At 67.0% G+C, this 13,146-nt stretch carries 15 protein-coding genes; 10 read left to right on the top strand and 5 right to left on the bottom strand.

All coding sequences use genetic code 11. The features are described from left to right. The first annotated feature begins 74 nt into the window (after positions 1–74). The 3 genes from D3877_RS16830 to D3877_RS16820 all read left to right on the top strand — a co-directional run bounded on the left by D3877_RS16830 (position 75) and on the right by D3877_RS16820 (position 1,927). On the top strand, positions 75–1,004 hold the full coding sequence (locus D3877_RS16830; RefSeq protein ID WP_119831867.1) for a LysR substrate-binding domain-containing protein: 930 nt from the start codon (positions 75–77) through the stop codon (positions 1,002–1,004). A 70-nt stretch (positions 1,005–1,074) separates the two neighbouring features. Further along, positions 1,075–1,239, top strand: coding sequence for a hypothetical protein (locus D3877_RS29900; protein ID WP_158599932.1), 165 nt, complete (start codon positions 1,075–1,077; stop codon positions 1,237–1,239). A gap of 40 nt (positions 1,240–1,279) precedes the next feature. Further along, positions 1,280–1,927, top strand: a complete 648-nt coding sequence (locus tag D3877_RS16820) for a LysE family translocator (protein ID WP_119831865.1) — start codon at positions 1,280–1,282, stop codon at positions 1,925–1,927. Between the two features lie 19 nt (positions 1,928–1,946). On the opposite strand, the gene D3877_RS16815 is transcribed toward D3877_RS16820, so the two are convergent. After that, a complete protein-coding gene (locus tag D3877_RS16815) occupies positions 1,947–2,525 on the bottom strand; it encodes a tyrosine phosphatase family protein (protein ID WP_119831864.1) in 579 nt (192 codons plus the stop codon). Positions 2,526–2,676: 151 nt separating this feature from the next. Beyond that, entirely contained in the window at positions 2,677–3,369 is a 693-nt protein-coding gene (locus D3877_RS16810) for a tRNA-uridine aminocarboxypropyltransferase (protein ID WP_119831863.1), read from the bottom strand. 322 nt (positions 3,370–3,691) lie between these two features. Between D3877_RS16810 and D3877_RS30280 the strand changes: the two genes are divergently transcribed. Continuing rightward, positions 3,692–3,862 carry a hypothetical protein gene (locus D3877_RS30280; protein ID WP_199720829.1) on the top strand — a complete coding sequence of 57 codons (171 nt, stop codon included), beginning with the start codon at positions 3,692–3,694 and terminating at the stop codon, positions 3,860–3,862. Positions 3,863–4,024: 162 nt separating this feature from the next. Here the strand turns inward: D3877_RS30280 and D3877_RS16805 are convergent, their stop codons facing one another. After that, the gene (locus D3877_RS16805) at positions 4,025–5,110 is read right to left on the bottom strand and encodes a Tim44 domain-containing protein (RefSeq protein ID WP_119832509.1); all 1,086 of its coding nucleotides are present in this window, start codon (positions 5,108–5,110) and stop codon (positions 4,025–4,027) included. A 169-nt stretch (positions 5,111–5,279) separates the two neighbouring features. Next, a complete protein-coding gene (locus D3877_RS29485) occupies positions 5,280–5,519 on the bottom strand; it encodes a hypothetical protein (RefSeq protein ID WP_147395212.1) in 240 nt (79 codons plus the stop codon). 363 nt (positions 5,520–5,882) lie between these two features. On the opposite strand from D3877_RS29485, the gene nhaA reads away from it, so the two are divergent. The 3 genes from nhaA (at position 5,883) to hemN (ending at position 9,098) form a co-directional block, all read left to right on the top strand. Next, a complete protein-coding gene (nhaA, locus tag D3877_RS16800) occupies positions 5,883–7,070 on the top strand; it encodes a Na+/H+ antiporter NhaA (RefSeq protein ID WP_119831862.1) in 1,188 nt (395 codons plus the stop codon). A 99-nt stretch (positions 7,071–7,169) separates the two neighbouring features. Next, positions 7,170–7,604: a DUF4112 domain-containing protein gene (locus D3877_RS16795; protein ID WP_119831861.1), complete on the top strand. Its 435-nt coding sequence runs from the start codon at positions 7,170–7,172 to the stop codon at positions 7,602–7,604. 78 nt (positions 7,605–7,682) lie between these two features. Continuing rightward, positions 7,683–9,098 carry an oxygen-independent coproporphyrinogen III oxidase gene (hemN, locus tag D3877_RS16790; protein ID WP_119831860.1) on the top strand — a complete coding sequence of 472 codons (1,416 nt, stop codon included), beginning with the start codon at positions 7,683–7,685 and terminating at the stop codon, positions 9,096–9,098. Between the two features lie 122 nt (positions 9,099–9,220). Here the strand turns inward: hemN and D3877_RS16785 are convergent, their stop codons facing one another. Further along, a complete protein-coding gene (locus D3877_RS16785; protein WP_119831859.1) occupies positions 9,221–10,357 on the bottom strand; it encodes an EF-hand domain-containing protein in 1,137 nt (378 codons plus the stop codon). Between the two features lie 254 nt (positions 10,358–10,611). Here D3877_RS16785 and D3877_RS16780 point away from each other — a divergent pair, with 254 nt between their 5' ends. The 3 genes from D3877_RS16780 (at position 10,612) to D3877_RS16770 (ending at position 12,948) form a co-directional block, all read left to right on the top strand. Beyond that, positions 10,612–11,229, top strand: coding sequence for a glutathione S-transferase family protein (locus tag D3877_RS16780; protein WP_119831858.1), 618 nt, complete (start codon positions 10,612–10,614; stop codon positions 11,227–11,229). 64 nt (positions 11,230–11,293) lie between these two features. Then, complete coding sequence (locus D3877_RS16775; protein ID WP_119831857.1) at positions 11,294–12,481, top strand: M20 aminoacylase family protein; 1,188 nt, start codon at positions 11,294–11,296, stop codon at positions 12,479–12,481. Positions 12,482–12,486: 5 nt separating this feature from the next. After that, a complete protein-coding gene (locus D3877_RS16770; RefSeq protein ID WP_119831856.1) occupies positions 12,487–12,948 on the top strand; it encodes a protease complex subunit PrcB family protein in 462 nt (153 codons plus the stop codon). The last annotated feature ends 198 nt before the right edge of the window (positions 12,949–13,146 follow it).

The following is a 13,146-nucleotide window of genomic DNA, read 5'->3' as shown; positions in this document are numbered from 1 at the left end:
CTCGCTGTTTAGGAAGAATCGCGGGGCGGCATAAGCGATTTCCCCGCCCATCCTATGTGCGGTAAACTCACAGAATGAAACGCCGCCTTCCCTCCCTGAACGCCTTGCGCGCCTTCGAGGCCGCCGCCCGCCTGGGCCGGATGAGCGCGGCGGCGGACGAGTTGGCCGTCACTCACGGCGCGGTCAGCCGCCAGATCCGCCATCTGGAAGAGGTCTTGGGCGTTCCCCTGTTCGCCGGTTCAAAGGCGAGGCCCACGCTGACCGACGCCGGTCGGGCGCTGTTGCCCGGCCTGACCGACGGTTTCGACCGGATGGACGCCGCCGTCCGCGCCTGCGTGGACGCCGACGGCGCGACCCTTGACGTGTCCTGCCTCAGCACCTTCCTGATGCGCTGGTTGATCCCCCGCCTGCACCGCTTCAACGCGGCCAACCCCGGCATCGACGTGCGGCTGCGGGCCGCCGATCAAGCCGTGGACATCGACCGCGAACGCTTCGACGTCATCATCACGGTGGACGAGTCGCCGTCCGCCGCCACGCCGCCCGCAACGCTGACGCTGTTCGCCGAGATGTTGGGGCCGGTGGCGGCTCCGGCCTTGCTCCCCGCCCCGTCGCCCGATGGGGCGGCGGACCTGCGGCCCCTGCCCGTGCTGCACACCAAGACCCGGCGCAACGCCTGGGCCATGTGGTCCGCCGCCGCCAACCTCCCGCCGCCCGATCCCGCCCGAATCTCCACCGAGTTCGAACATTACTATTACACCCTGGAAGCCGCGCTGGCCGGGCTGGGGGTCTGCGTCGCGCCCTGGCATCTGGTCGCCGACGACGTGCGCAGCGGGCGTCTGCTGGCCCCCTGCGGCTTTCACGCCAGCGGTTACGTCTATGTCGCCCAATGGCGGCGGCGCAACCGGAAGACCGAACGATTCTGCGCGTGGTTGGCGGAGGAGGCGGCGGCCATCGCCGCCGCGCCGCAGGCTTTCCCACCCCCGGCGGATCTGCCAAACTCTTAACGGAACGCTGGCGATTGGAATGGTCCAATCCGACCTGCGTTCCCTCAAGCCCTGGTTCGGAGCCGCCCTGATGACCCGCTTGCTTCTCGCCCTGTCCATGGCCACCGTCACGGCCTGTCTGCTGGCCGGTTGCGGCGTCGTCAGCGGAGCGGCCAGCGTCGCCGGAACCGCCGTCAGCGTCACCGGGTCGGCAGTCAGCACAGCCGCCGACATCGTCACCGCGCCAATCCGCTGATCCGCTGATTTGTTTTCCCGTAAAGCCTGAGTCTGCGCCCATGTTCACCTACGACCTCGCCCACTGGTCCGCCTTTCTCGCGGCGGCGGCCCTGCTGAACCTGTCGCCGGGACCGGACATGGCGTTCATCCTGGGCCACACGGTCAAGGGCGGGGCGCGGGCGGGGACCGCCGCCATGCTGGGGATTTGGACCGGGGCCTTCGGCCATGTCCTGCTCGCCGCGCTGGGCCTGTCGGCCATCGTCGCGGCGTCGGCCCTGGCCTTCTCCGTCGTCAAATGGGCGGGGGTGGCTTATCTGCTGTGGATCGGCCTTCAGGCCTTGCGCTCAAAAGGCGGCGCGTTCCTCGCCGAGTCGGCGGAAGTAAAACAGGCGGGCGGCGTCGATCTGTGGGCGGTTTACCGGCAGGGCGCGTTGATCGACCTGCTGAATCCGAAGGTCGCCATTTTCTTTTTGGCTTTCCTGCCGCAATTCGTCGTCGCGGGGGCCGGGCCGGTGTGGGCGCAATTGCTGCTGCACGGCGTGCTCATCATCGCCGTCGCCGCCGTGATCGAACCGCCGCTGGTTCTGTTGGGCGACCGCGTCACCGCCCGCCTGCGCCACAGCCAGCGTCTGGCCCTGTGGCTGGACCGGACGCTGGGGGCGCTGTTGATCGGGCTTGGCCTGCGGCTGGCCGTGACGGAGCGCTGACGGAAAAACCGCCGCGCGTTCAGTCGATCAGATCCTCGACCTCGCGGATCCGACCATTGTCGATCATGAACTGCACCAGTTCGGGCCGCTGCCGCCCCAGCGTCAGGTGACGGGCGCGGGCGGCGGCGATCAGATCGCCGTCGCGGCCCAGAAGGGCGTCGGCGAACTCGATCATCCGCAGATTGGGCCAAGCTTTGCTTCGGATCGCCGCGACAGCGGCCATCGCCTCCGCCGCCGGACGTTCGGGACGGGCCTGAACCAAAATCATCGTCAGCGCCGCCGTGGAGCGGGAAATGCCCGCGTGGCAATGGACCAGCAGATGGCGGCACTCCACCGGCTCGGCCAGCAGATCGCGGCCAAAAGCCAGGATGCGCTCAACGTCAGCCTTCTCCGGGGCGATCTGCCCGCGCGTCAGGTCGATGATGTCGTTGAAGCGCAGCTCCAAGCGCTGATGCTCGCCATAGGCGCCGAAGGCCGTCGGTTCCGGGTGGTCGGGGTCGAGGATCGACAGGACATGGCTGACCCCGGCGGCGCCGAAGCCCTCCAACTCGTCAAGGCCGCAGACGGTCAAACCGAAGGGAACAAAATCGCTGGCCATGATGCTCTCTCTTGCAGGCTCATCCGAAACAGCGCGCCGCAACCGGAACGCGGCGGGGAAGCGGGCCGACATTGGACGCGCCCAACCCGCCCGCCGTCAACCGGGGAACCGTTTGTTCACAGACAATTCATCCCCCCGGCCTCACGCCGTCTCAGCCGACCTCGTCACCGTCCGGCGCGGCCTCGGGCGCCGTCGGACCGGGGCGCGGGCGCGGCGTCCGGACCTTCTTCAGCAGCAGGGCGAAGGGCTTCAACGCCCGATCCATGATCGTCGGGTCGGCCTCCAGCCGCGACAGCAGGAAGGCGCTCGCCTCCAGCGTCGACACGCTGTCGCGGCGCGGCTCCTTGCGGGCCTGCCCATACAGCGAGGTGAAGTTGGGGTTCAGCACGACGCGGCGGCATTTCAGCAGCCACGCGTTGCGCCACCACAGGGTCTTGGCCTGGCTCCAAGTGCCGTCCAGCACAATGACGCCCTCCAAACCGCCCAGCACCGAGTCGCTGTCCTTTTGCGGCGCGCCGGATTTGTCGACCACAGCCACCTCCCGCGTCGCCTTCGGCGCGTCGGCTTTGACCGGGCCGAGATACAAGACGCCCCAGCGCTTGTAATCCACCTCATGCCCCAGAATGCGTTTCAGATTCGGCCAGCTCAACCCCACCTTTAGAGCGGAGTTGGGGAACTGGAGATGGGCGATCTGCGCCGTTCCCAAATTTTCGCGTTTTTCCTGCGGGTGTTGCAAAACGAGAAGGAAAGTGCGAGTCCGAATCGGCTCCACCGCCTCGCAAACGCACAAATGCTGAAGCTTTAGGCAAGTGGGGCAGGTTTCAGGGGCGATGGTGCTGTGCATGGGTCGAGCGCGATCCTTGAGAACAAAAGCAGCCGCAGGTCTGGGCTGAGGCGACTATGGGTTGGAATGGCGCGGAAGGGAACCACATCTCATCACCGGCGCGGCAAAAGCACAGCATCGCCTTTATCGGGCCGGGGCGACGTCCCCCAGTCCGCATAAACCTTTTGTAGAGGATTGCTCGTGTGTCATGGACTCGTGTGACGCAAATCACGGCTGGCCTGGAACTTGCGAGTTACGGTTCCAGGCAAACAGGACGGGGAAAACCAAGCTCGACCACAGGGTCGATCCCGGACTTTCCCCGGCGCTCAAAAGGAGACCTGCCATGCTGCCCGCACATTTGGCCGACCGCTTGTTGAAGCAGCGCCGCGACGCGGACACTGCGGAGTTCGCCCGGCAACTGCCGCTCCACGCGGAGGATCCCCGCTGGTTGACCGACCCGGAAGACGAGTCCGTGGCGGCTCGCCGCGAACCGGATTGGACCAACCGCTACTGAGCGGCAGGCGTCCGCGCTTGGTCGGAACGGTCGCCGTCGCACGTCGGACGGCGGTCGGTTTGTCCCGTCTCCAACAAACCGACCCGACAACAAACCGACCACAAAAAAACACCCCGGCCTGACAGCCGGGGCGTTCTTTTTTCAACCCTATCCCTGCGCCCGTCAGCGGGTCTGCTGGATCGCCGACAGATGCCAGGCGCCGCCCAGCGGACGGACGAAGGTCCACAGCTCCGTCGCCTCGGACGGGCGGCTGGCGTCGCCCTCCACCACGCGGCCCGACGCGCGGTCCAGCGTGACGTCGATCAGCGAGAAGCGCATCGCCACCGTGGCGTATTCGACGTTGCCCTCGCGCCAGGCTTCCGACAAATCGCCCTGCAACAGCGCGACGTCCGACACCTTGTTGACGACGCCCTTGGCCTTGTTGTCGGCCAGATCGCCGCTGAAATAAGACAGCATTTCCGGCGTCGCCAGACGGTTCAGCTCATCGAGGTCCTCACGGCCATAGGCGGTTTGAACGCCGACCAGCAGCCGCTCGAACGCTTCATAATCCGCAGGCTGCACGCCGATCTCGTCGGGCTGGCGCGACGCGGCGCGGCCGGTCGAACCACCTCCAAGCGAACCAGCGCCCAGCGGGCCGCCGCCTTGCTGCGGGTTGAAACCGGCCTCCGTCGCGTCGCGATTGAGCGGGCCGCCGGCATAAGCCGGGGTGGCCCCCAGCGGCGCGCCCGACGCGCGGGCGGAACGGTTGCGGAAGAACCCCACCGCCAAACGCACCAGGAGGGCGACCACGGCGATCTGAAGGATGAAACCGAGGATTCCGGCGAAGCTGCCCAACCCCTCGAAGAAACCGCCGCCGAACAGCATCGCGCCGATGCCCGCGCCAATCAGACCGCCCATGAGGCCGGACATAAAGCCGCCGCCCCGGAAGAAACCGCCGGATTGGGCCGGAGCCGCCGCCGGAGCGGTCGGACGCTGCGCGCCGGGCTGAGCGGCCGGGGCGGCGGTGCGCTCCATCGGGGCCGCCGTGCTCGGCGCCGTGTTGGTGGCCGCCGGGGCGCTGGTGGTGCGCTCCCCACGGCTGCCGGACGACGTGCTTTTCGCGGCGCGGGCGTCAGCGCTTCCCGCCGACAGCGCCATCATCAAAGCAACCGCCACGGCGGTCAAACGCCGTGCGCCCGACGCTGAAACGCCGCTGGTCGGCACAACAGACGTCGGGGAAACGGTGGTAGGTCGGGTGTTCTCAGTCATGATCGCAGCAACCATCAGGTCTAGGGATGCGTCTGCACATGGGGATGCCCGCGCGTCCCTTGAAGGGGGGTATGTCGGATTTTCCGGCACCGGACCAAAGAGCATGGTCTCGGTGACAGAATCATTTCAAATCGACCGATTTCATCCTGCCCCGCGACGCCGCCGCGTTTCAGGCGACGCGCCGCCCCGCGTTCGCGCGCTCCCACTCCCACACAACAGATGGTTGACTGGCGTTGGCCGCGCCCGGCGGGCTGGCCGTTTGGGCGGATGGCGCGGCGACCGCCAACCAAGCGCGACGCCGCGCCGCCATCTGCAAACGGCAATCGCGCGAGCAATAGCAGGGAGTCGGCCCGCGCGCCGACAGGCGGACAAAGGGTCGCCCACAGCAGGCGCAATAGAGATTGTTCATGATGGTCCTCCCATGGGTGAGGCGCCGCTCGCCGCGACCATCCCGGACATTCCCCTCAGCGAAAGGGCCGAGGGCCGTGACGGCGGTCTTCTTTTTGTCTTGCGTATATTCTGATTTTCTTTTGGATCGAACGCGACTCGCCAAACCGCATAGACGCAGACGCACAATGACCGCCCCGGCTGGGTTTCCCCCGGGTTGGCCCTTGATATCCTTTCAAAAGAAACGATCACGGCGGCCCGGCGCGTCACTTCGCCGCTGACCCGGATTCGACGGGCGGCCCCCCACCAACCGCCGGTTCCGCTTTCAACCCGCCGCCATTCGCCTTACATCCAAACAGCCCCTTCCCCATCCGAGGCACGAGAGATGAGCTTGTCGCGCGTTGGCGCCTTCCTGAAAACCGAAAGCGCCAGCGGCGTGGCTCTTATGATCGCGGCGGCGCTGGCCCTGATCCTGGCCAACTCCCCCGCCGCGCCGTTGTACGAGGCGGCGCTCGCCATGCCCGTCACCATGACGGCGGGCGGGGTCGGCTTGGACAAGCCGCTGATCCTGTGGATCAACGACGGCTTGATGGCGATCTTCTTCCTGCTGGTCGGGTTGGAGATCAAGCGCGAGGTCTTGCAGGGCGAGCTGTCGAGCCGGGCCAAGGCGATGCTGCCCGGCATCGCCGCGCTGGGCGGCATGGCGGCCCCGGCCCTGGTCTATTGCGCCTTCGCCCAGAACGAGCCGGGGGCGTTGCAGGGCTGGGCCATTCCGGCGGCGACCGACATCGCCTTTGCCGTCGGCGTTCTGGCGCTGCTGGGCGCGCGGGTTCCCGCCAGCCTGCGCATCTTCCTGTTGGCGCTGGCGATCATGGATGATCTGGGCGCCATCGTGATCATCGCGGTGTTTTACAGCCACGGCTTTGTCCCGCTGGCGCTGGGTCTGGCGGGGTTGGCCGGACTGGGCCTGTATCTGCTGAACCGGGCCGGGGTGCGGTCGCTGACGCCTTACATGCTGCTGGGGCTGGTCCTGTGGGTCTGCGTGCTGAAGTCGGGCGTTCACGCCACGCTGGCTGGGGTGGCGCTGGCCTTCGCCATCCCCTTGCGCGATCCCGTGCGCAGCGCGCAGCGCGCGCTTGACGAGGCCCCGCTGCTGCGGCTGGAGCACGCGCTGCACCCCTGGGTCGCCTTCGCCATCATGCCGATCTTCGCCCTGGCCAACGCCGGGGTGCCGCTGGCCGGGATCACCCCGGCGAGCCTGCTGGCCCCGGTGCCGCTGGGCATCGCGCTGGGCCTGTTCATCGGCAAGCAGGTCGGGGTGTATCTGGCCGTCTGGCTGGCGGTGCGGTCGGGTCTGGCCCGCCTGCCCGCCGGGGCGTCCTGGACGCAGGTCTATGGCGTCGCCGTGCTGACCGGCATCGGCTTCACCATGAGCCTGTTCATCGGCACGCTGGCCTTCCCCGACCCGGCCCACACGGTGGCGGTGCGGTTGGGCGTGCTGACCGGCTCCATCGCCTCGGCCCTGGTCGGGTATCTGCTGTTGCTGGGGGCGGGTTCGACCACGCGCCGGTAAAGCCCCTCGCCAGACCGCCTATGCGCTTGCGCGCCATTGGCGCGTCGGCGCGCGCGCCCCATCTTGTTCAGGTTGCCCCGCCCCCGTCCGGTGTCGCCGATGAACCTCACCCGCGCCCGCCGCCGCGCCGCCGCCGCCGGTTTTCCCGCCGACCGGCCCCGCCCGCCGATGGCCGTCGATTTCCGGCGGCTGGAGCGGCTGCGTTGGCTGGCCCGCCTGATGGACACGCGTTGGCGGATTCCCATCATCCGCGTGCGGATCGGCCTGGATGGGCTGGCCAGTCTGGCCCCGGTGGTCGGCGACACGCTGACGGCCTTCGTCTCGCTGTGGATCGTCTATGAGGCCACGCGCTTCGACGTGCCGAAATCGCTGATCCTGCGGATGCTGCTGAATGTCGGGATCGACTGGCTGTTCGGGTCGGTTCCGGTGATCGGCACGATCTTTGACGTCGCGTTCAAGGCCAACCGGATGAACGTCAATCTGCTGCACGCGCATCTGGAGGAGCGGCTGGGCGGACGCCCGCCGGATCCGTAAGCAACCTCCGCAAAACGCTCTCCAAAGCTTGACGTGGATCAAGGAAAGATCCGCCCCGCCTGCGGCACTCTGTCGCCCATGAACGCACTCGCCTCCTCCCCCGTCGCCGCCCGGTCCCTGGCCCGCTCCTCCGCCGCGTCGGTGGACGCCGCCCTGCTCGCCAAATATGACGGGCTGCGGGTGCCGCGTTACACCAGCTACCCGACGGCGCCGCACTTCACCCCCGCCGTGAACGCCGACGTCTATGGCGGCTGGCTGGAGGCGATGGACCTCAGCCGCTCCGGCTCGCTTTATCTGCACATCCCCTTCTGCCACCAGATGTGCTGGTACTGCGGCTGCCACACCAAGATCGTCGCGCGCTACGCCCCGATCGCCGAATATCTCGGCCATCTGCGCCGCGAGATCGCCATGGTGGCCGACCGCATCCCTGGTCGGCTGGCGGTGCGCCACATCCATTTCGGCGGCGGCACCCCGACCATGATGGCCCCCGAGGATGTCGGGCCGCTGTTCGACCTGATGCGAAGCCGGTTCGACGTCGCCGCCGACGCCGAACTCGCCATCGAGATCGACCCGCGCACCCTGACGGCGGCGATGGCGGCGGCTCTGGGCCGCGCCGGAGTCAACCGCGCCTCGCTCGGCGTGCAGGATTTCGACCCGACGGTGCAAGAGGCGATCAACCGCGTGCAGCCGCGCGAAACCACCGAGCAAGCGCTGGGCTGGCTGCGCGACGCGGGCATCGACAACGTCAATCTGGATCTGATGTACGGCCTGCCGCACCAGTCTGTGGAAAGCGTTGCCCGCTCCGCCGAAATCGCGCTGGAGATGGCGCCGGATCGCCTGTCGGTCTTCGGCTACGCCCATGTGCCGTGGATGAAGACGCACCAGAAGAAGATCGACGAGTCGGTTCTCGCCGACACGCTGGGCCGCTGGGAGCAGTTCGCCGCCATCGCCGACACGCTGGACGCCGCCGGATACCGCGCCATCGGGCTGGACCATTTCGCCCGCCCCGGCGACGAGCTGGCGATCCAGCAGGAGGAAGGGCGTCTGGGCCGCAATTTCCAGGGCTACACCACCGACGACGCGGAGGTTCTGTTGGGCTTTGGCGCGTCCTCCATCGGGGCGCTGCCGCAGGGCTATGTCCAGAACGCCGTGCCGTTCGACCAATACGCAACGGCGATTGAGGAAGGCCGCCTGCCGACCGCCAAGGGCATCGCCCTGACCGACGACGACCGTTTGCGCCGCGATTTGATTATGCGGTTGATGTGCGACCTGTCGGTCGACGCCGGGGCCGTCGCCAAGGCCCATGGCCAGGAGGAAAGCCTGTTCGACGCCGAATTGGCCGACATGGCCGATCTGGTCGCCGACGGCGTCGCGGTGATCGAAGGCCGCCGCGTCCATGTGCCGGAGGCCGCGCGCCCGCTGATGCGGATCGTCGCCGCCCGCTTCGACACCCATCTGGCCAGCGGCGCCGGGCGGCACAGCCGGGCGGTGTAAGGTTGGGCTTAAAGCGCCGGGCGGTTGACGTCCGAACGATCCCGGCACGGAAAGGGGCTGATGGTGAAGCGCCATCAGCCCCTTTTCCGTTTCCGTCCCAAAAAACGTTGGGTTGAGCCGCGTTACGCCGCGACTTCGTTCATGCTGCTCATCAGGAAGCGCAGGGTGTCGCTGCTCAGGCGGCTGGATTTCACGCCGCTTTGCTGGCTGGTCGATCCGGTCGCGCCCGCCAGCCGCTCTTCCGCCGACACGTAACCATCCTGGTTGGTGTCCAGAGGATCATAGGTGCTGGACGAACTGGCCGAGGCGGTGGACGACGCGCTCGACGTCGACGAGCTGCTCGACGTGGCGGAGTCGCTCGACGCCGTGTCGCTCGACGATCCGGCGTCGTTGGCGGGCGGCGGCCCCATCGGCGGCGGCGGACGCTGGCTCTCGGCGGCCTTCAGGGCGCTGCTCAACTCATCCTGCGAGACCGATCCATCGCTGTCGCTGTCCAGACTGCTGAACAGGTCGGACGACAGCGCGCTGCTGTCGGTCGAGGAGGATTGTTCGGAGGAGGACAGGTAGGACGACACCGCCGAACTCAGCTCATCCTGACTGACGCCGCCGCTGCTGTCGCTGTCCAGGCTGGAGTAAAGACTCTGGAACGGGTCGGACGAGCTGTCCGACGCCGAGGTCTGATCGTTCGCGGGCGGCGGCGGCGGGCGGCGTTGGCTTTCCGCCGCCTTCATCGCGCTCGACAATTCGTCGCTCGACACCGATCCATCGCTGTCGCTGTCCAGGCTGCTGAACAGCTCCGACGCCGCCGTGCTGGAAGATGCGCTGGAAGAGGACGACGACGATGATCCCGAGGAGGACAGGGCCGAGGACATCGCCGAACTCAACTCGTCCTGGCTGACGCCGCCGCTGCTGTCGCTGTCCAGGCTGGAGTAAAAGCTTTGGAAGCGCTGCTGGCTGCTGGCCTCTTGCGCCGCCAACAGTGTGCTGCCGCTGCTGTAGTCGAACTGGCTGGCGAAGGAGCTGAACTCCGTCGAACTGAGCGAGCCGTTCGAGTCTGAATCCAGGCTGCTGACCAGATCATCGACCGCCGAGGACAGCTTGCCGCCGCTGACGCTCGACGTTTTGTCGGATTTGCTGAGGGAGCTGACCAACTCGTCCTTCGACAGGGACGAATCGCTGTTCGCGTCCGCCTTGGAGAAGAACTTTTGGAGCATCGACGTCGTGCCGCTGCTCCCGTAACTGCCGAGTGAGGAAATCATGGCCGGATGCCCCCCGGGAAATGGCCTGGCGTCCGGCGGCGGTTGACCGAAAGGCGCCCTGATATCCAGACATACGGGGGGACGGGGGGAGTCCTGCGCGCTCTCGCACAAAATTATTCGGCATTTTATGAAAATGTATCCTTACCTGCGCGCGGCAATTCCCCAGCGGCGCCCTCTGGCGTTGCGCCGACAAATCGGCCAGAGTGACGCATGCAGCCGCGTCACCCTGTTCGCGGCGGGAGGAACCGGCTCCGATGATTACGCTCTACACCTTCCCCACGCCCAACGGACGCAAGGCGTCCATCCTGTTGGAAGAACTCGGCGTGACCTACAAGGTCCACCGGGTCGATTTGCAGGCGGGGGAGAACAAGCGGCCCGATTTTCTGGCGATCAGCCCGATCACCAAGATCCCGGCGCTGGTCGAAGAGCTGCCCGGCGGCAAGGTCCGGCGGATGTTCGGATCGGGCGCGATCATGCTGCATTTCGCCGAACGCACCGGACGCCTCATTCCCGACAGCCTGGACGACAAGGCCGAAGCGATGAGCTGGTTCATGCTGGGCATCAGCGATCTGGGGCCGACGGCGGTGGACATGCTGCGCTTTTCCGTCCGCGCCCCGGAAAAGATCCCCTACGCCATCGACCTTTACAAGGGCGAGTTGATGCGCTGCTACGGCGCGCTGGACGAACGTCTGGGCGCGGTCGAGCATCTCGCCAACAGCTTTTCCATCGCCGACATCGCCTGTTTCCCCTTCATCGCGGCGGCGGCGGTCGCGGGCGGCAGCCTGCTGGATCGTTTCCCCAACCTGAAGCGCTGGCACGACCTTGTCGCCGCGCGTCCGGCGGTGCAACGCGGCATGCAGGTTCCCGACTGACCATCGCCCGCGTGAAAACCGGGCCTTTCCCACACAAGCATCGCAAAAAGAAGCGTTTCGAGACATGCCCATCATCGACAAGATCGCCGCGCTCCAGACCGACATGACCGCTTGGCGGCGCGACATCCACGCCCATCCCGAATTGGGGTTCGAGGAAAACCGCACCTCCGACATCGTCGCCGCCAAGCTGGCGGAATTCGGCAACATCACGGTGCATCGCGGTCTGGCTAAAACCGGCGTCGTCGGCACGCTGAAAGGGCTGGAAACCGGCAGCGGGCGCGCCATCGGCCTGCGCGCCGACATGGACGCGCTGCCGATGCCGGAAGCGAACGACTTCGATTACGCCTCGCGCCATCCCGGCAAGATGCACGCCTGCGGCCATGACGGCCACACCACCATGCTGCTGGGGGCGGCCCGCTATCTGGCGGAAACCCGCAATTTCGACGGAACCATCCACTTCATCTTCCAGCCCGCCGAGGAAGGCCAGGGCGGCGGTCGCAAGATGATCGAGGATGGGTTGTTCGAGCAATTCGACTGCGAGCAGGTCTATGGCCTGCACAATTGGCCGGAACTGGCGGCGGGCAAGATCGCCGTCCATCCCGGCCCGGTGATGGCCGCCGCCGACCAGTTTGAAATCATCGTCAGCGGCCACGGCGCGCACGCCGCCATGCCGCACCGGGGCATCGACCCGGTTCTGGTCGCCGCCCACATCGTCACGGCGGCGCAAAGCCTCATCAGCCGTGGCACCGACCCCGCCGACAGCGCCGTTTTGTCGATCACCATGGTGGACGCCGGAACCGCCTACAACGTCATCCCCGACAGCGCGGCGCTGCGCGGCACCATGCGCACCTTTTCCGAACAGACGCGCAGCCGCATCAAGACCCAGCTCGCCCATCTGGCGACCAGCATCGCCGAAGGGTTCGGCGCGAAGGCGGTGGTCAACATCCGCCCCGGCGGCTACCCCGCCACCATCAACACCGAGCCGGAGGCCCGCCGCGCCGCCGAGATCGCCGCCCAAGTCGTGGGATCGGACAATGTCGTCTGGGCGCCGCCGCCGACCATGGCGGCGGAGGATTTCGGCTATATGCTTCAGCAGCGGCCCGGCGCCTACATCTGGCTTGGCCATGGCGGGCACAGCGGGCCGGGCTGCCGCCTGCACAACCCGCATTATGATTTCAACGACGCGATTTTGACCACCGGGGCCAGCTATTGGGCCTCCCTGGTCGAAACGCTGCTGCCCCGGAGCGCTTGACCCGCATGATCCGCCGCCGCTCCTTCCCCCTTCTGTTGCTCGGCGCGCTGTCCTTGACCGCCTGTCAAACCAGTGGATCGGATCGCGGCGCGGATCTCGTCGTTCCCGCCGACGCCCCCGCCGGAACCTATTGGCGGGGCGACCGCAGCCTTGCCGCCGAACGTGCCCAGATCGTCGCCCGCACCGCGCAGGAGTGGAACGACCTGTGGGCGCGGGTGGGCGAGGCCGCGCCGGTCAGCCTGCCCGGCGACCGCATGGCGGCGGCGGTCTTCCTCGGTCCCCGCGACAGCGCCGGGTTCGGCGTGGTCATCGACGGCGCCCAGACGACGGACGGCGGCCTGCGCGTCGGCTACCACGAGCGGGTGCCTGGCCCGACCGAGGCGGTGGCGCTGACCCAGACCAGCCCCTACGCCATCCGCCTGCTGCCCCGGGTGGACGGCAAGGTTTTGTTTCAGCGGAGGAAGTAGGGGGTATTCTTCCACCCTCAAATGGAGGCCTGATTAAAGGTTCAATAGAACTTTGCAGGTTGTTGCCCTATCACTGTCAGAAATTTGGACTTGCTACCGATCACGTTGCGCGATTTCGTAACCCTAGCGAGCAAAATACTCGACATAAATATGTTTTTGTCTTACGCTAGGGTGTGGGCTTATCATTAAGATAATTAG

It is taken from the genome of Azospirillum cavernae (genome assembly GCF_003590795.1).
Classification (GTDB): domain Bacteria; phylum Pseudomonadota; class Alphaproteobacteria; order Azospirillales; family Azospirillaceae; genus Azospirillum; species Azospirillum cavernae.
This window is presented reverse-complemented; position numbering and strand designations above follow the sequence as displayed.

Bases quoted from the DNA above. Each gene is read 5' to 3' on its own strand.
- hemN (WP_119831860.1), top strand. From the start codon at position 7,683: ATGAACGCACTCGCCTCCTCCCCCGTCGCCGCCCGGTCCCTGGCCCGC.
- D3877_RS16785 (WP_119831859.1), bottom strand. From the start codon at position 10,357: ATGATTTCCTCACTCGGCAGTTACGGGAGCAGCGGCACGACGTCGATG.
- D3877_RS30280 (WP_199720829.1), top strand. From the start codon at position 3,692: ATGCTGCCCGCACATTTGGCCGACCGCTTGTTGAAGCAGCGCCGCGAC.
- D3877_RS16815 (WP_119831864.1), bottom strand. From the start codon at position 2,525: ATGGCCAGCGATTTTGTTCCCTTCGGTTTGACCGTCTGCGGCCTTGAC.
- D3877_RS16780 (WP_119831858.1), top strand. From the start codon at position 10,612: ATGATTACGCTCTACACCTTCCCCACGCCCAACGGACGCAAGGCGTCC.
- nhaA (WP_119831862.1), top strand. From the start codon at position 5,883: ATGAGCTTGTCGCGCGTTGGCGCCTTCCTGAAAACCGAAAGCGCCAGC.
- D3877_RS16805 (WP_119832509.1), bottom strand. From the start codon at position 5,110: ATGACTGAGAACACCCGACCTACCACCGTTTCCCCGACGTCTGTTGTG.
- D3877_RS29900 (WP_158599932.1), top strand. From the start codon at position 1,075: ATGACCCGCTTGCTTCTCGCCCTGTCCATGGCCACCGTCACGGCCTGT.
- D3877_RS16770 (WP_119831856.1), top strand. From the start codon at position 12,487: ATGATCCGCCGCCGCTCCTTCCCCCTTCTGTTGCTCGGCGCGCTGTCC.
- D3877_RS16775 (WP_119831857.1), top strand. From the start codon at position 11,294: ATGCCCATCATCGACAAGATCGCCGCGCTCCAGACCGACATGACCGCT.
- D3877_RS16830 (WP_119831867.1), top strand. From the start codon at position 75: ATGAAACGCCGCCTTCCCTCCCTGAACGCCTTGCGCGCCTTCGAGGCC.
- D3877_RS16810 (WP_119831863.1), bottom strand. From the start codon at position 3,369: ATGCACAGCACCATCGCCCCTGAAACCTGCCCCACTTGCCTAAAGCTT.
- D3877_RS16820 (WP_119831865.1), top strand. From the start codon at position 1,280: ATGTTCACCTACGACCTCGCCCACTGGTCCGCCTTTCTCGCGGCGGCG.
- D3877_RS29485 (WP_147395212.1), bottom strand. From the start codon at position 5,519: ATGAACAATCTCTATTGCGCCTGCTGTGGGCGACCCTTTGTCCGCCTG.
- D3877_RS16795 (WP_119831861.1), top strand. From the start codon at position 7,170: ATGAACCTCACCCGCGCCCGCCGCCGCGCCGCCGCCGCCGGTTTTCCC.